The sequence below is a fragment of the Burkholderia sp. USMB20 genome (assembly GCF_000949135.2).
Lineage (GTDB): Bacteria > Pseudomonadota > Gammaproteobacteria > Burkholderiales > Burkholderiaceae > Burkholderia.
Window position 1 is genome coordinate 393,595 of sequence record NZ_JTAN02000005.1, and the last position, 15,373, is coordinate 408,967.

Here is a 15,373-nt window from a genome sequence, read left to right on the forward strand (position 1 = left end):
GAAGATCGACTGCTGCCGTCTGCCGCGCCGCAACCCGCGACGCGCGGACGGCCCGGCTCCCTTCCCTGCGCGAGGATCCCCGATGAGCGCCTCCCGAATCGACGTCGTCCGCGACGGCCTGTTTCGCGCCACGTCCTACGTCGAAACGCTGAACCTGAGCTTCAGCCAGTTCTTCGTACGATCGCCGCACGGCGACGTGCTGTGCGTCGAAACGGGCACCCGTTCCAATTTCACGCAACTGAGCGCGGCACTCAACACCATCGGCATCGCGCCGTCGATGGTCAGCAGCGTGATCGTCCCGCACTTCGAGGCCGACGAAATGGGCGCGCTGCCCGACTTCCTCGCGGCCAACCCGGCGCTCGTCGCGTACGGACATCCGATGTGTACCTGGGGGCTTGCCGACGTGTTCGGCGTGCATGCGGTTCCGCTGACAGACGGTGAACGGAGGACGCTGTCGGGCATCGACGTCGTGCCGGTCTTCACGAAACACGTGCATCAGTGGGATTCGCTCGTGGTGTACCTGCCGGCGTACAAGGCGCTGCTGTCGTCGGACATCCTGATGCGCTTCGGCCGCGAGGATGCCGACGATCCGCTACCCGCGATCCTCGACGCGATCACGCGCTCGGACTACCTGCCGTCGCTCGCGCACCTGGCGAGCGCGCTGCGCCGCATCCAGGCGCTCGATCTCGACATCATCCTGCCGATGCACGGCCCGGCGATCACGCACGACATTGCGCGCGTGATCGCCGGTGTGATCGCGCATTGCGACGCGGCCGCGGCATAGCGCACGCGCTGTCGCGTGCGGCAGCCGGCAGTCCGTCGCCCGTCGCCGGTCAGGCGCCGGTCACGACGAATTCGGCGGACGCCTTGCTCTGGACCGCGGCCATCACCGCGAGTTCGCGCTTGCTGCGCGGTTCGCCGGCCACGACGCCAGTCGCATGCTTGGCCTTCGCGCCGAGCGGAAAGAACACGAACGACGCGCCGGCCGGCGCATCCGGCTCGGCCCGCAGGCGTTTGTTCAGAATCTTCAGGTACTTTTTCTTCGAGACTTCCTTCGTTGCCATGGCGCCCTCCGCATGAACGTAATGCAGACCAGCATACCAGTTTTGACCGGCGGCTCCAGCGCGCCGCGGCGCGATCGACCTGCACCGGAATCAACCGGCTTGCGCGACTCGCCGCGTCATCGGGCATCGAGATTTTTTTTCGCGCGATGTCGATTCGCGCGATCGTCGCGCGTCGTAGTGTCGTAACCGATCGATTTGCCGTCCGCATGGCCGGCCGGTCGCGGATCTTCCCTTTCCCGTTCAAGGAGTCACAACGATGCGCGTCATGGTAATCGTCAAGGCAACGGCCATTTCCGAATCGGGCGCAATGCCCGATACCGAACTGCTGGCCGCGATGGGCCGGTACAACGAGGAACTCGTGAAGGCCGGCGTGATGCTGGCCGGCGAAGGGCTGCACCCGAGTTCGCGCGGCAAGCGCGTGCACTTCTCCGGCAAGGACCGGACCGTCATCGACGGCCCGTTCGCCGAAACCAAGGAACTGATCGCCGGCTACTGGCTGTGGCAGGTCGACTCGATGGAAGAAGCCGTCGAATGGGTCAAGCGCTGTCCGAACCCGATGCCGATCGAATCGGACATCGAGATCCGCCAGGTGTTCTCGCCCGAGGATTTCGGCGCGGAATTCACGCCCGAGCTGCAGGAGCAGGAAGCGCGGCTGCGCGCGCAACTCGGCGACGGCACGAAGGCGCCGCCGGCCGGGAACTGACGGAGCGCACTGACCTGCCCGCCGGGCGGGCCGCCTCGCAGCCGTGCGCGGCGACCCGCCCGGAAAGTCTCGGGTCGATCGCGCCCCGGCACCGCGCCACCCGCCGTTCCAGCCTGCCCTTCGGCGCTTTTTTTTTCACCTCCGTTGTCGATTTCCCTGCTTGCCGGCCGTCCTGATGTCGTAAGCCCGTTCGCCTTCCGGCGGACGATCATCCGACCACCCACCCCAAGGAGATACGACCATGCGCGTCCTGGTAATCGTCAAGGCCACCGCCGATTCCGAATCCGGCCGAATGCCCGACCCTGAAATGTTCGCTGCGATGGGCCGCTTCAACGAGGAGCTGGCGAAAGCCGGCATCCTGCTGATCGCCGACGGCTTGCAGCCGAGCATGCGCGGCAAGCGCGTCCACTTTGCCGGCAAGAACCGCACCGTCATCGACGGCCCGTTCGCCGAAACGAAGGAGCTCGTCGCCGGCTTCTGGCTGTGGCAGGTGAAATCGATGGAAGAAGCGGTCGAATGGGTGAAGCGCTGCCCGAATCCGATGCGCGGCGACTCCGACATCGAAATCCGCCCGCTGTTCGAAGCCGAGGACTTCAGCCCGGCATTCACGGCCGAACTGCAGGCGCTGAAAGCGACACTGAGCGCGCAAGCCGAGGCCGGGAAGCGCACGTAAGCCGTGTGGCGTCTGGCGACTCCACGTGACCGCCGGGCGCCTTCGCTACCCGCCGACGCGGCACGGCTCACGCGCGATTGCGCGGCACCGCGAGCCGCTCGACCGCTCCGGCGGTCACGTCCCAGAACATCCCGGCATTGCCGTACGCCCGCGCGGCAAGCATCGCGCCATAGACCAGCGACACGAACGTCGCGGCCTCGGTCTGCACCGACACGCCCGGCTGCACGACGCCGTCTTTCACCCCGGTGTCGAGCACGCGCACCAGCCACGCCGCAAGGTCGTCGAAATGCGCCTTCACCGCCCGCGCGACTTCGTCGGGCAGCGCCGGCAACTCCGCGCCGAGCATGCCGGCGACGCAGAACGGCGCGCTGTCGTCCGCGATGCAGCGTTCCCAGTAGCCGATGTATGCGCGCATCTGCACCAGCGCGTCGGCACCGCTCGCGTCGAGCAACGCCATGTCGGCATCGAATTTCGCCTGCGACTGCTGCAGCACGGCGACCGCCAGATCCGCCTTCGTCGGAAAGTGGTGGTGAATGCTCGCCTTCCTGATGTCGATCGCGTCGGCGATGTCGGCATAACTGAATCCGCTGTAGCCGCGCCGCATGATCAGTTGCCGCCCGGCTTCGAGTATGCGGCCCGCCGTACTGTCCCCCGATACCGTCATTTTGCCTACCATCTAGTCGGATGAAAAACATGGATAGTTTACCTCCCTGAGATACTCTTTTCCAGCCGTGATTTCTTCTTGCACACCACCCTACCTACTAGTAGGATGACTTCATCGACGGAACAAGACGCCTGTCGATATCCGACGGTTCCTACCCTGTCTTCCTTCTGGAGAATGAAAATGAAGCGCTTTTCCCAAGTCCGCCAGATCGCCGCGGCCTCGCCCTGACCGCCGCCGCACTCGGCTCGCATGCGGCCGTCGCCGCCCCCGTCAAGAACGTCGTGCTGGTTCATGGCTACTTCGCCGACGGCTCTGGCTGGCAAGCCGTCTCGAACATCCTGACACGTGACGGCTACAAGGTTTCCGTCGTGCAGCAGCCGGAAACGTCGTTCGACGACGACGTGAAGGCAACCCGGCGCGTCGTCGACGCACAGGACGGCCCGAGCATCCTCGTCGGCCATAGCTACGGCGGCGCGGTGATCACCGAAGCCGGCAACGACGACAAGGTCGCGGGCCTCGTCTACGTCGCAGCATTCCAACCCGACACCGGCGAAAGCCCGCTCGAACTGACCAGGAAGACGCCGCCCGCGACAAAGGCGATCAAGGCCACCGAAGACGGCCATCTGTATTTCGACGAAGCGTCGTTCCATGCCGACTTCGCGGCCGACGTGCCGGCCGCCCAAGCGAAATTCATGGCGATCTCGCAAGTCACGCCGGCCGCGCAGTCGTTCGGCGTGCCGATCACGCACGCCGCATGGCGGACGAAACCGAGCTGGGCGGTCGTCGCCACCGCCGACCGCGCGATCAACCCCGAGCTCGAACGCTTCATGACGCAACGCGCCGGCAGCAAGACGATCGAACTCAAGTCGAGCCACGTCGCCTACATCTCGCATCCCGCTGAAGTCGCGAAGCTGATCGAACAGGCAGCCCGGGGCACCGGCAAGGAGTAATGCAGCGCGTTGCCCGAAGCGCTCCGGTTGACGCCGTCGGTCCAGTAACGTATCGTTTTGACACGTTACTGGACCGACAAACGCTTTCCATCATGCATTCCCGTTTCGACCGTTTTCGCGCGACGCCGCTCGGCACGCAACTCGAAGCGCTGATCGCGCGGCCTGAGCGCTATGTCGAATTCGCGGCGCTGTCGCGTGTCGGCGTCGCCGCGATCGGCGCGATCCAGCACGAAATCGCGCACAAATTCCCCGAAATCGAAGCCGATACGACGGCCCGGCAGTTCTGCGGCGCGATGGTCGCCGACGTGATGCGCCGCCACGGGCATGACGTCGTGCAGGCGCGCGGCCGGATCGGCGGCGCGCTGTTCAGCTACGGCGCGGTATTCAGCGCATTTCCACGGGTGCTGCCGTTCGCCGACGTCGTCGTCGAGCTGGCCGCGATGCCCGCGCGGATCGCCGCGTATGCCGCGCACTTTCCCGCCGTGCTCGTCACACGCCGCCCGGCCGGCACGGGCTTCTCGCTCGTCGAGCACGCATGCCACCTGCGCGACCTCGACGCGGTGTTCGCCGAACGCATCGAAGTCGTGCGCGCGCACGAGTTGCCGGTGATCGCGTCCGTCGACGGGACGGCACTCGCCGCGCAGCGCGACTACCTGGCGCAGCCGCTCGACGACGCGCTTGCCGCGTTCCGCACCGGGCGCGCCGCGCTGTGCGCGACGGCCGCCGCGCTGCAACCGTCGGAACTGGCGCGCTGCGGGCTGCGCGACGGCATCCGCCGGATGTCGCTCGACGAACTCGTGCGCGAGCTGCTCGACCACGATCGCACCCACGTGCTCGAACTCGACGAACTGCTCGCCGAACTCGAATTGCCGCCCCTTCCGTCGTCGACCGTCCAATGAGCCAGCCCACCCCGCCCGTCATCTTCGTCCACGGTTTCATCGGAACGCTCGACGTGCCCGCATGGCCCGGCCCGCATCTCGCCCCCGACCTGCTCGGCTACGGCGTCCATCGCGACACGCCGTTCGACGCGATCACGCTCGCCGCGCAGGTCGAGCATCTGCGGCAGGCTGTCGACACGCACTACGGCGCGCAGCCGGTCGATCTCGTCGGTCACTCGGTCGGCGGCGCGATCGCGATGCTGTTCGCCCATGCCCATCCGGCGCGCGTGCGCCGGATCGTCAACGTCGAAGGCAACTTCACGCTCGACGACGCATTCTGGTCGGCGTCGGTCGGCCGCATGTCACCCGCGCAAGCCGACGCGATGCTCGACGGCCTGCGCAGCGATCCATCCGGCTGGCTGCGCGGCGCGATCGACGAACCGTCGCCGCGCCAGCTCGACGATGCGCGCCGCTGGCTCGCGCATCAGCCGGCGTCGACGTTGCGCGCGATGGGACGCTCGGTCGTCGCGACGACGGGCGAACCCGGCTATCTGCAGCTGCTCTCCGAAGTTTTCGAGCGCCATCCGGTGTGGCTCGTCGCCGGCGATCGCTCGCGCGCGGGCTGGCATGTGCCGGACTGGGCGCTCGCGCGCTGCGCCGGCTTCGAGACGATCGCCGGCTGCGGGCACCTGATACCGGCCGAGCGGCCCGCCGCGTTCCGGGAGGCGCTGGCGCGCTGCCTCGGCTGACGCGCGCGGCCGCCGGACTGCGCGCCGGCCACCTGACAACTCGTAGGATTCGCCGAAATTTGGCTGAAAGGCACGGTTGCTAGAGTCGCCAAACAGGGTTTTCCCGATGCCCGACTGCCGAACGGAAACGACACATGCGAGGCTCCATGAACCTGATACGCACGTTCTGGCTACTGCTGCTGCTCGCCGTCGCGGGCCCGGCCCTCGCCTTTCAGACGCGGGTCGTCGCGATCCCGAGCGCGGCGATGAACGAGACGCTGAAGGCGACCGTCGTGCTGCCGGACGACTATGCGCGCCTGCGCCACGGGCCTGAACGCGCCGTCGAGCGCTTTCCGGTCGTCTACCTGCTGCACGGCTCCGGCGGCGACCACACCGACTGGACCGCGAACACGCGGATCGCCGCGCTGGCCGATCGCCATCACGTGATCCTGGTGATGCCCGACGGCGGACACGAAAGCTGGTACATCGACAGCCCGTTCGACTCGGGCAGCCGCTACGAAACCTTCGTCGGCGACGAAGTCGTGTCGTATGTCGACATGCACTTCAGAACCATCGCGACCAAGGGCGCACGTGCGATCACCGGGCTCAGCATGGGCGGCTTCGGCGCGCTGCGCATCGCGCTCGACCGGCCCGACACGTTCGGCGCGGTCGGCAGCATCAGCGGCGCGGTCGATCCGCGCTGCTGCGAGGACGAGCCCGGCATCGACCACGTGTTCGGCGATCCCGTCCGCCATCCGTCGTTCTGGAACCGCAACGCGATCGTCGAAAGCGCGCGCTCGTTCGTCCGTGCGCATCTCGACCTGACGATCGACTGCGGCCGCGACGACTCGTTCGTCGGCTCGAACCGCACGCTGCATCAACGACTCGTCGCACTCGGCGTGCCGCACGACTATGCGGAGCGTCCGGGCGGTCACACGTGGGACTACTGGGCGCACGCGATCCGCTACCAGATGCAGTTCTTCGCGACGTCGTTCCAGCACGGCGGCTACGCGTAGGATCCGCCCACCCGTGTCGCGCGCCGTCCGGCCGGCGTGACGCGGACAGCCCGACGCGCATCGCGCTGCCGCGCCCGTGGGTCGTCGCAGCGCGCGACGGACCCGATGGTAGGATGCGCAGGCATCGACCACCCGACTTCCTCCATGCCGCGCGACAACTTTGCGGACCTGCTCGCCTTCATCGCCGTCGCGCGCGAGCGCAGCTTCACGCGCGCGGCCGCCCGGCTCGGCGTGTCGCAATCCGCACTCAGCCATACGATCCGCTCGCTCGAGACGCGTCTCGGTGTGCGGCTGCTCACGCGCACGACGCGCAGCGTGGCGCCGACCGAAGCCGGCGAGCGCCTGCTGCTCAACCTCGCGCCGCGCTTCGACGAAATCGAGGCCGAACTGTCGGCGCTCGCGGAACTGCGCGACAAACCGGCCGGCACCGTGCGCATCAACGCGACCGACTACGTGATCCGCACGCTGCTGTGGCCGAAGCTGTCGCCGATCCTGCGCGACTACCGCGACCTCAAGGTCGAGTTCGTAACCGACTACGGGCTGTCCGACATCGTCGCGGAACGCTTCGACATCGGCGTGCGGCTGGGAGACCAGGTCGCGAAGGACATGATCGCGGTGCGCATCTCGCCCGACCTGAAAATGGCGATCGTCGGCGCGCCCGCGTATTTCGCGCAACGCGAGCACCCCGCGACGCCGCAGGATCTCGTCGCGCACGACTGCATCAACCTGCGGCTGCCGACGCACGGCGCGCTGTACGCGTGGGAACTCGCGCGCGGCGACGACACGCTGCAGGTGCGCGTCGACGGCCAGGTCACGTTCAACGGCACCTATGAAATGCTCGACGCGGCGCTCGCAGGCTACGGCCTTGCGTACGTGCCGGCCGAACTAGCCGCGCCGCACGTCGGTGCCGGCAGGCTCGTCAGCGTGCTCGACGACTGGTGTCCCACCTTTCCCGGCCACCACCTGTACTACGCGAGCCGGCGGCAATCGTCGCGGGCTGTCGCGCTGATCGTCGACGCGCTGCGCCATCACGGCCACTCATGAACCGGTTCGATAAGTGCATGCGCATTCCTGGGGATTATCGATAGGCGCGTCGGTGGCTACCATCGTCGATGTCTTCCACGTCCTCCGGAGCCCTCGATGTCCGAACCGACTTCCGCCGCGCGCCAGGCCTTCGGCGCAATCGCGCCGGCTCTCGCCGACTACACCGACAACGTGTTGTTCGGCGACGTGTGGCAGCGCCCCGGCCTGTCGCCGCGCGATCGCAGCCTGATCACGGTCGCGAGCCTCGTCGCGCTGTATCGTGTGAACGAACTGCCGTTCCATCTGAAGAAGGCGCTCGACAACGGCATCACGCGCGACGAGCTGATCGAGGCGATCACGCATCTCGCGTTCTATTCGGGCTGGCCGACCGCCAGTTCGGCGCTACCGATCGCGCAGCGCGTGTTCGACGAAGCAGGCGTGTGAGCGCCACATCCGGACCGCACGCTCATTCAACCGACTTCAATCGACGCGGGCGCTCGCCCGCATGGAGCCTCACCATGGATTACCGCTATCTCGGGCGCAGCGCGCTGAAAGTGTCGCCGCTGTGTCTCGGCGCGATGATGTTCGGCGGCGAGACCGACGAAGCGACGTCGACGCGCATCATCGACAAGGCGTTCGATCAGGGCATCAACTTCATCGACACGGCCGACGTCTATCACGCCGGACGCTCGGAACAAATCGTCGGCCGTGCGATCGCGCGGCATCGCGACAGCTGGGTCGTCGCGACGAAGTTCGGCTTTCCGGCTGGTCCGGACGCGGGACCGAACCGTCAGGGCCAGTCGCGCAAATGGATCTACGAATCGGTCGACGCGAGCCTGAAGCGGCTCGGCACCGATTACATCGATATCCTCTATTTCCACCGCACGCTGACCGATGCGCCGCTCGAAGAAGGGATGCGCGCGGTGGCAGACCTGATCCGGCAAGGCAAGGTGCGCTACGTCGGGCTGTCGAACTTCAAGGGCTGGCGCATCGCCGAGATCGTGCGCCTCGCCGACCAGCTCGGCATCGATCGCCCGGTGGCGAGCGAACCGCTGTACAACCTCGTCGATCGCACGGCCGAGGTCGAACAGTTGCCGGCGGCCGCGCATTACGGCATCGGCGTCGTGACGTACAGCCCGCTTGCGCGCGGCGTGCTGACCGGCAAATACGCGCCCGGCGCGCAGCCGCCCGCCGATTCGCGCGCGGGCCGTGGCGACCGGCGCATCCAGCAGACGGAATGGCGGCCCGAGTCGCTGCACATCGCGCGGCAGGTGGCCGAACACGCAGCCGCGCGCGGCACGACGTCGGTCGCGTTCGCACTCGCGTGGGTGATGAAGAACCGCATCGTCAGCTCGACGATCGCCGGGCCGCGCACCGAAGCGCACTGGGACAGCTACATCGATGCGTTGACGCTCGAACTCGGCCCCGACGACGAACGCTTCGTCGATTCGCTGGTGCCGCCCGGACATGCGTCGACACACGGATACACGGATCCCGGCTATCCGGTCGAAGGGCGGAAGGTTTGATGTTCGTCTGCTGAAACCGGGTGCGCGCCGCCCGACTGCACGATGCGACGGGTGTAATGGCCGGTTGGCGGAGGATGAGCGACTGACATGCCGGACGTTGTCGTCCGGCATGCTGGTACGTCGGCACGCCGACGAACGTCGCATGACGCGGCGAAACGATCAGAACGAAAGACGGAAGACAACCGCGGCCGAAGCGAAAGCAGAAGCCGCGAATTCAGTTCAGTTGTTCAGTTGCCGTGCGCGGCGTCGGCGCCCACCACGCGATCGAAGAATTCCTGCGCACGCGCCAGTTCGGCGAGCGCGCGATCGAGGCGCGACATCGCAAGTGCATAGTCGGCCGACGAGATGTCGTCGTCGCTTTCGCCGCGCACGGCGCGAAACGCCTGGTCGACGTTGCGCGTCGCCTCGACGAAGCGTTGCGCGGCCCGGGCTTCCCGCGAACAGGTGTGGGTCGACATCGACACTTCTCCCTCAGGGTTGCTGTGTGAAGCAAGCCGACGCCCAGTGTGCGTGGTGCGCATGTCGGCGGCGTGAACGACGGCAAGCAGCCTGTCGATGCACGGCCACCGCGCGGCACGCTTCGTGGCGATTGTCGCTCCGCACCCGCCGATCCGCTACGGCGAGATTGCAACAAATTCTTGCGCGCGCCGGGATGGCGGCCACACGCATGTGCGTCGACGCGCGTCGCTGCACGCGCATTCATCTGCCCTGCCTTGCGTCACGCGCCGCGCACCGGCGGCGCGAAACTCATGCGCGCCCGATGCGCGGATGCGCGAGACCGCCGAACGCGGCCGCTTCGCCGGGCGACAGATCGAACAGATCGCCGGTGAGCTCGCCCGGATGCTCGGCCGCGGGCCGGCTGCGCAGCCGCGCGACATGCGTGGGCGCGACGTAGGCAGCCGCCGTTTCGATCGGCGGCACGTCGAACAGGTCGCGCGTGACGCCGCGCACGGCATCCGTCGGCGACTTTCCGCGCAGGCGCGCGACCAGTTCGACGAAGCGGTCGAAATCGCCGGCGCGCGTCGCCTTGTTCACTTCGGCGAGATCGCGCGCCTTCAGCACGCACGGCTGTGCGAGCCGCACGAAATACGGTGCCTCGAGTTCGACCGACAGCGCGAGCGGATAGCTCTTGCCGGTTTGTTCCTTCGCGCGCCCGATGCAGTCGACCACGGCCGCGCCCTGCGCGACGCCGAGCGGCTTGCCCGTGCTCACGCTGCGCAGGTGATCGGGGCACACGCGCAGTTGCGTGCCAACCGTCAGCGCGGTGGACGATGCGCAGACGAGCGCGTAGTGCTGTTCGCGACGCCGGCCCGACGGCAGCGTCGCGCGGCTTGCAATGAACGTGTGCGGCGGCAGCGGCCGCACCTGGCCGCTGGCGTCGACCCAGGCGTTCCACAGCAGCGCGTCCTCGCGCTTGCGCTCGCCGGGCCGCGGACGCGACGCAACCGGCGAGAACAGCGCGAGCAGCGAGCCCGTGCGATGCGCGGCGACTTGCGCGCTGCTGCCGAGCGGCTGGTTGATGCCCCACAGAAAACGCCCGCCTCCGAGCCGGCGCTCCCATTCCTTGCGGAGCACGACGGTCGGCAGTTCCTCGCCGGACTCGGTACCGATCTTCGTCCAGCAGAACGTGGGAGGGAGGTGTTTCAGTGTCATCAACTTTCTCGGGATACAGCCTCGCTGGTGACAGCAAGCCCATTCAACAACCGTAACTGTATAGGTATAATGCATCGCATGGAAGCCCCGGATCACGATTTTCCTGTACAAGACCTGTTACGCCGTCTGATGGCGGACACGCGCTCGTCCAGCGAAATCGCGCGACTTTCCGGGGTCAGCCAGCCGACCGTGTCGCGGCTGCGGCTGTCGAACGGGCATCGGCTGCGGCGCAGCGCGCCATTCAACAAGCTATGCAGTTTCTACGGCGTCGATACCGGCCCGGCGCGCCGCCGCTACAACGACCTGCTGCGCGACGCGATCGTCGACGCGTGGGACGGCTCCGACGAGCACGGGCGCGCACTGCTGGTCGTGATTCAAGGGTTGAAGGATCTGCAGGCGAAGGCGGATGACGGGTGACGGCGCGCGCGGGCGTTCATCAATGGAAGGAAGACCGGGAGCATCCGGCGAGCGGGCGGTGACGAATACGATTCGTCACCGCCCGTTTTGCTTGGGGCGACGCTTCGAGATCGCGCCGTTTCGCAACTGGCTCGGCAGCAGTCGGCACGATGTGACCCGCCCTGCCGCATTCGTTGCCGAGCCGGCTCCACGCCGCGATACGCGAAGCCTGCCTCCGCGCACGGCAACGCCACGTTCGCTAGAATGCGCGGCTCGACGTGACTCGAATCAAAGCGAAAGGAAACGCCATGAAACTCCCGTTCGAGTGGCAGATCGGCCTGCGCTATGCGCGCGGCGGCCGGCGCTCGGCCAGCGACGGCTTCGTGTCGTTCATCACCGGTGCCGCAATGGCCGGTATCGCGCTCGGCGTCGCAGCGCTGATCGTCGTGCTATCCGTGATGAACGGCTTTCGCACCGAAGTACGCGACCGGATGCTGTCGGTACTCGCGCACGTGGAAATCTTCTCGCCGTCCGGCACGCTGCCGGACTGGCAATTGACCGCGCACGAATCGTTAAAGAGCCCCTCGGTGCGCGCCGTCGCCCCCTATGTCGACGCACAGGCGCTGCTGACGAACGCAGGCAACGTAACTGGTGTCGCATTGCGCGGCATCGATCCCATGCTCGAGCCGCGCGTGTCCGACGTCGTGCGCAAGCTGAAGACCGGTCGTCTCGACGCGCTCATGCCAGGCGGGATGGGCATCGTGATTGGCTCGGCACTCGCGGACGCACTGCACGTCAAGATCGGTGACCGCATCACGTTCTTCGCGCCCGGCAATCATGCGCGTGTCGACGACGCACTGCCACGGTTCCGCCAGTTCACCGTCGTAGGCACGTTCGAGTCAGGCCACTATCAGTACGACAGCGCGCTCGCATACATCCATCTCCAAGACGCACAAAAGCTGTCGAACGTGGCCGCGCCGACCGGCCTGCGGTTACGCATCGACGATCTGCAACGTGCGCCGGAAGTCGCGCAGGCGCTCGCGCGTTCATTGTCAGGCGAGCTTTACATCCGCGACTGGACGCGACAGAACCGTACGTGGTTCGAGGCCGAGCGACTACAAAAGCGCATGCTGTCGTTGGTCCTGATGCTGATCGTCGCAGTCGCCGCATTCAATCTCGTGTCGTCGCTCGTGATGACCGTTACGCAGAAACAGGGCGACATCGCGATCCTGCGCACACTTGGCGCACCACCCGTGTCGATCACGAAGATTTTCGTCATCCAGGGGATGGCGATCGGCGTTGCCGGCACGTTGGCCGGCGTCGCGCTTGGTTGCACGATCGCGGCAAGCATCCCGACCGTGCTACCGGCCGTCGAACGGTTGCTCGGCATCCACTTCCTGACACCCTCCGTGTATTTCCTCAGCGCACTGCCGGCGAAGCTCGCTGTGACCGACGTGATCACGATCGCCGCGACAGCATTCCTGATGTCGTGCGTCGCGACGCTCTACCCGAGCTGGCGCGCCGCGCGCGTCCGACCGGCCGAAGCGCTGCGCGACGAGTAAGCGCGAAAGCCGACGCTCATGTCGCCATTGGATGTGCACTCGACCGGCGCGCCGAGGCCGACGTGAGTGAGCCGCCAACTGTTTCGTCACCTCCACCAGCATCACAAAACTTTTTTACACGCAGTTAAAAAAGTTTGACACGCCGTTTTCGCTGAGATAACTTTTGCGCAAGCTTCCGGAAAGCAAACGCGAACCGGCAAGCCATCACGATGCGCGGCGCGGCCGAAACCGCCGATCCGTTTCATTCCGTCGCCGCACGCGCGTCGCGTCGTGTTTTTTCGCAGCGCAGCACCGCAGCTCGCAACATCCCCGTCTCATCGAATGATGTCGTTCCGTTTCATCTGGAAGGACGCGTGGCACGCACGCATTTGATTCGCAGTCCTGCATGACAGCAATGCACTACCGCCGCTTTCCGGCCGGGATCGCGCCCGGCGTTGTCCCGATGGTGCAGTTTCCTCTTCGTCGCATGCAGTAATCGGCCCGGCCCGCAGGGGGCGTATCGCGGAACGGTCGTATCCACACAATCAAAAGAACGAGGTCGGCAATGCAATTTCATATCAGAGGATCGCGCAGCGCATGGCTACCCGCGCTCGTCGCGGCCGCGACGCTCGCCGCGTGCGGCGGTGACGACGGCGGCAGCGTGGCAGGCGTCTCCGCGCTCGCGCAAAATCAACAGGACGAGGCCGCTGCATCGGCGGCGGCCGGCGCTCAATCGCTCGCAGCGCGCGTGTCGCCGTCCGGCGTCCCGTACGCGAACCCGGCGAGCGGCGGACGCTACAAACCGGTGATCAGCAACGGCCAGGTACAGCCGTCGCTGTCGGGCGGCACGATCGAGGAAAACGCGTGGATCGACACGCCGGTCGACTCCGACGGCGACGGTACGCGCGACCGCATTCACGTGCGCGTCGTGCGTCCGTCCGAGACCGCCAGCGGCGCGCGCACGCCGGTCATCGTGCTCGCGAGCCCGTACTACGCGGGGCTTGCCGACAGCCCGAACCACGACGTCGACGTCGAACTCGACGGCTCGCCGCATCCCGTTGCGACGGCCGCCGCCCCCGGCGGCGCGTCCGCGCGGATCATGGCCGCCGCGCCGCAAGTGCGCATGCTGCAGCAGCTCGAAGCGGCCGCCGCCGGCCGTTCATGGATCGAAGGCTACTTCGTGCCGCGCGGCTTCACGATCGTCTATGCGGACTCGCTCGGCACCGCCGGCTCCGACGGCTGCCCGACGATCCTCACGCGCGACGAATCCGTCGCGATGGCGTCGGTGATCCGCTGGCTCGGCCGCGATGCGACCGCGAAGGATGCGAGCGGCAAGGCAGTCGTCGCGAGCTGGTCGACGGGCCACGTCGGAATGTACGGCGTGTCGTACGACGGCACGCTGCCGAAGATGGTCGCGAGCCTGCGCACGCGCGGGCTCGATGCGATCGTGCCGATCGCCGGGTTGTCGAACATGTACGGCTACTATCGCTCGGGCGGCCTCGTGCGCGCGCCGGAAGGCTATCAAGGTGAGGACGTCGACGTCTATATCAAGGCGCTGCTGACGAATGCGCATCCGGAGCGCTGCACGCACCTGGTCGACGAAGCGCTGCAGCAGGAAGACCGCAAGACGGGCGACTATTCGCCGTTCTGGGCCGCGCGCGACATCCCGACCGAGCACGCCGTCGCGCCGGCACTCGTCGCGCAAGGGTTGACCGACGACAACGTGCGCGTCGACCAGTCGACATCGTGGTATCTCGCGATGCGGCGCCAGGGCGTGCCGACGCAGCTGTGGCTGCATCGCCTGAAACACACCGACCCGACCCGCGTGCCGGCGATGGCCGATGCGTGGACCGCCGAGGTGAACCGCTGGTTCACGCGCTACCTGATCGGCGTCGACAACGGCGTCGAACGCGATCCGCGCGCGGTGGTCGCGCAGGCCGACGGCACGCTGCTGAAGGAAACCGACTGGGCCGCGCGGCGCGCCACGCCGGTCGCGTATTTCGCGGGCGGCGACGGCACGGGCACCGGCACGCTGTCGCGGCTGCCGAGCGGCGGCCCGCTCGCGCGCTTCACCGACGATGCGTCGATTCCCGCGCTCACGCTGGCGAACGCGCCGACCGGCGAGCATCGCAGCCGCTTCGAGACGACTCCGTTCACGACCGCGACGCGCCTGTCCGGCTCCGCGACCGCCCGCGTGCGGCTGACCTTCACCGGCGTCGCGAACGTGACGGCGCTGCTGGTCGACCGCGCGCCGGACGGCACGGCGACGATCGTCTCGCGGGCATGGACCGATCCGCGCAACCGCGTGTCGGACTGGATCTCGGCGCCGGTGCTGCCGGGCATGCCGTATGACCTCAAGCTGACGTTCATGCCGCGCGACTACACGCTCGAAGCGGGTCACAGGCTCGGCCTCGTCGTGCTGTCGAGCGACAACGAGGCGACGCTGCGGCCAGCACCGGGCACGGGGCTCGCGCTCGACCCGGCAGGAACGTCGGTGACGGTGCCGCTGGTGTCGTCCTGACCCGGCGCGCGCAAAACGGGCGCGGTGATCCGAAGGA

At 67.2% G+C, this 15,373-nt stretch carries 16 protein-coding genes and 1 pseudogene; 13 read left to right on the forward strand and 4 right to left on the reverse strand.

The features are described from left to right. Window positions 1–82 precede the first annotated feature (82 nt). Window positions 83–784 carry an MBL fold metallo-hydrolase gene (locus PL79_RS09645; RefSeq protein ID WP_044844387.1) on the forward strand — a complete coding sequence of 234 codons (702 nt, stop codon included), beginning with the start codon at window positions 83–85 and terminating at the stop codon, window positions 782–784. Window positions 785–833: 49 nt separating this feature from the next. Here PL79_RS09645 and PL79_RS09650 read toward each other — a convergent pair whose 3' ends face one another. Beyond that, window positions 834–1,064 carry a hypothetical protein gene (locus PL79_RS09650; protein ID WP_044844388.1) on the reverse strand — a complete coding sequence of 77 codons (231 nt, stop codon included), beginning with the start codon at window positions 1,062–1,064 and terminating at the stop codon, window positions 834–836. A gap of 256 nt (window positions 1,065–1,320) precedes the next feature. On the opposite strand from PL79_RS09650, the gene PL79_RS09655 reads away from it, so the two are divergent. Beyond that, window positions 1,321–1,767: a YciI family protein gene (locus PL79_RS09655; protein ID WP_044844389.1), complete on the forward strand. Its 447-nt coding sequence runs from the start codon at window positions 1,321–1,323 to the stop codon at window positions 1,765–1,767. A gap of 241 nt (window positions 1,768–2,008) precedes the next feature. Beyond that, on the forward strand, window positions 2,009–2,440 hold the full coding sequence (locus tag PL79_RS09660) for a YciI family protein (RefSeq protein ID WP_044844390.1): 432 nt from the start codon (window positions 2,009–2,011) through the stop codon (window positions 2,438–2,440). A 67-nt stretch (window positions 2,441–2,507) separates the two neighbouring features. Here PL79_RS09660 and PL79_RS09665 read toward each other — a convergent pair whose 3' ends face one another. Then, entirely contained in the window at window positions 2,508–3,104 is a 597-nt protein-coding gene (locus PL79_RS09665) for a TetR/AcrR family transcriptional regulator (RefSeq protein WP_044844391.1), read from the reverse strand. Window positions 3,105–3,284: 180 nt separating this feature from the next. On the opposite strand from PL79_RS09665, the pseudogene PL79_RS09675 reads away from it, so the two are divergent. The 7 genes and pseudogenes from PL79_RS09675 (at window position 3,285) to PL79_RS09705 (ending at window position 9,225) form a co-directional block, all read left to right on the forward strand. After that, a pseudogene (locus PL79_RS09675) lies at window positions 3,285–4,054 on the forward strand (alpha/beta hydrolase). Window positions 4,055–4,146: 92 nt separating this feature from the next. Next, window positions 4,147–4,953 carry a DinB family protein gene (locus tag PL79_RS09680; RefSeq protein WP_044844393.1) on the forward strand — a complete coding sequence of 269 codons (807 nt, stop codon included), beginning with the start codon at window positions 4,147–4,149 and terminating at the stop codon, window positions 4,951–4,953. Beyond that, a complete protein-coding gene (locus PL79_RS09685) occupies window positions 4,950–5,681 on the forward strand; it encodes an alpha/beta fold hydrolase (protein ID WP_044844394.1) in 732 nt (243 codons plus the stop codon). The genes PL79_RS09680 and PL79_RS09685 overlap by 4 nt, the downstream gene beginning before the upstream one ends. Before the next feature lie 146 nt (window positions 5,682–5,827). After that, window positions 5,828–6,676: an alpha/beta hydrolase gene (locus PL79_RS09690; protein WP_193759830.1), complete on the forward strand. Its 849-nt coding sequence runs from the start codon at window positions 5,828–5,830 to the stop codon at window positions 6,674–6,676. A gap of 144 nt (window positions 6,677–6,820) precedes the next feature. Beyond that, window positions 6,821–7,720, forward strand: a complete 900-nt coding sequence (locus PL79_RS09695; protein ID WP_044844396.1) for a LysR family transcriptional regulator — start codon at window positions 6,821–6,823, stop codon at window positions 7,718–7,720. A 96-nt stretch (window positions 7,721–7,816) separates the two neighbouring features. Then, complete coding sequence (locus PL79_RS09700) at window positions 7,817–8,143, forward strand: carboxymuconolactone decarboxylase family protein (RefSeq protein ID WP_044844397.1); 327 nt, start codon at window positions 7,817–7,819, stop codon at window positions 8,141–8,143. Window positions 8,144–8,217: 74 nt separating this feature from the next. Continuing rightward, on the forward strand, window positions 8,218–9,225 hold the full coding sequence (locus PL79_RS09705; RefSeq protein WP_044844398.1) for an aldo/keto reductase: 1,008 nt from the start codon (window positions 8,218–8,220) through the stop codon (window positions 9,223–9,225). 227 nt (window positions 9,226–9,452) lie between these two features. Here PL79_RS09705 and PL79_RS09710 read toward each other — a convergent pair whose 3' ends face one another. After that, window positions 9,453–9,683 (reverse strand): hypothetical protein, encoded by a 231-nt coding sequence (locus PL79_RS09710; RefSeq protein WP_044844399.1) that lies wholly within the window; start codon window positions 9,681–9,683, stop codon window positions 9,453–9,455. 289 nt (window positions 9,684–9,972) lie between these two features. After that, a complete protein-coding gene (locus PL79_RS09720; RefSeq protein WP_044844400.1) occupies window positions 9,973–10,878 on the reverse strand; it encodes a hypothetical protein in 906 nt (301 codons plus the stop codon). A gap of 78 nt (window positions 10,879–10,956) precedes the next feature. Here PL79_RS09720 and PL79_RS09725 point away from each other — a divergent pair, with 78 nt between their 5' ends. From PL79_RS09725 to PL79_RS09735, 3 genes are all read left to right on the forward strand, one after another. Next, window positions 10,957–11,295, forward strand: coding sequence for a helix-turn-helix domain-containing protein (locus PL79_RS09725; RefSeq protein WP_044844401.1), 339 nt, complete (start codon window positions 10,957–10,959; stop codon window positions 11,293–11,295). A 287-nt stretch (window positions 11,296–11,582) separates the two neighbouring features. Beyond that, a complete protein-coding gene (locus PL79_RS09730; RefSeq protein WP_044844402.1) occupies window positions 11,583–12,836 on the forward strand; it encodes a lipoprotein-releasing ABC transporter permease subunit in 1,254 nt (417 codons plus the stop codon). Window positions 12,837–13,380: 544 nt separating this feature from the next. Continuing rightward, a complete protein-coding gene (locus PL79_RS09735; RefSeq protein ID WP_044844403.1) occupies window positions 13,381–15,336 on the forward strand; it encodes a Xaa-Pro dipeptidyl-peptidase in 1,956 nt (651 codons plus the stop codon). The last annotated feature ends 37 nt before the right edge of the window (window positions 15,337–15,373 follow it).

Excerpts from the sequence above, each read along its gene's own strand:
- PL79_RS09665 (WP_044844391.1), bottom strand. The coding sequence starts at position 3,104 with ATGACGGTATCGGGGGACAGTACGGCGGGCCGCATACTCGAAGCCGGG.
- PL79_RS09645 (WP_044844387.1), top strand. The coding sequence starts at position 83 with ATGAGCGCCTCCCGAATCGACGTCGTCCGCGACGGCCTGTTTCGCGCC.
- PL79_RS09730 (WP_044844402.1), top strand. The coding sequence starts at position 11,583 with ATGAAACTCCCGTTCGAGTGGCAGATCGGCCTGCGCTATGCGCGCGGC.
- PL79_RS09725 (WP_044844401.1), top strand. The coding sequence starts at position 10,957 with ATGGAAGCCCCGGATCACGATTTTCCTGTACAAGACCTGTTACGCCGT.
- PL79_RS09650 (WP_044844388.1), bottom strand. The coding sequence starts at position 1,064 with ATGGCAACGAAGGAAGTCTCGAAGAAAAAGTACCTGAAGATTCTGAAC.
- PL79_RS09705 (WP_044844398.1), top strand. The coding sequence starts at position 8,218 with ATGGATTACCGCTATCTCGGGCGCAGCGCGCTGAAAGTGTCGCCGCTG.
- PL79_RS09710 (WP_044844399.1), bottom strand. The coding sequence starts at position 9,683 with ATGTCGACCCACACCTGTTCGCGGGAAGCCCGGGCCGCGCAACGCTTC.
- PL79_RS09685 (WP_044844394.1), top strand. The coding sequence starts at position 4,950 with ATGAGCCAGCCCACCCCGCCCGTCATCTTCGTCCACGGTTTCATCGGA.
- PL79_RS09720 (WP_044844400.1), bottom strand. The coding sequence starts at position 10,878 with ATGACACTGAAACACCTCCCTCCCACGTTCTGCTGGACGAAGATCGGT.
- PL79_RS09700 (WP_044844397.1), top strand. The coding sequence starts at position 7,817 with ATGTCCGAACCGACTTCCGCCGCGCGCCAGGCCTTCGGCGCAATCGCG.
- PL79_RS09660 (WP_044844390.1), top strand. The coding sequence starts at position 2,009 with ATGCGCGTCCTGGTAATCGTCAAGGCCACCGCCGATTCCGAATCCGGC.
- PL79_RS09695 (WP_044844396.1), top strand. The coding sequence starts at position 6,821 with ATGCCGCGCGACAACTTTGCGGACCTGCTCGCCTTCATCGCCGTCGCG.
- PL79_RS09690 (WP_193759830.1), top strand. The coding sequence starts at position 5,828 with ATGAACCTGATACGCACGTTCTGGCTACTGCTGCTGCTCGCCGTCGCG.
- PL79_RS09735 (WP_044844403.1), top strand. The coding sequence starts at position 13,381 with ATGCAATTTCATATCAGAGGATCGCGCAGCGCATGGCTACCCGCGCTC.
- PL79_RS09680 (WP_044844393.1), top strand. The coding sequence starts at position 4,147 with ATGCATTCCCGTTTCGACCGTTTTCGCGCGACGCCGCTCGGCACGCAA.
- PL79_RS09655 (WP_044844389.1), top strand. The coding sequence starts at position 1,321 with ATGCGCGTCATGGTAATCGTCAAGGCAACGGCCATTTCCGAATCGGGC.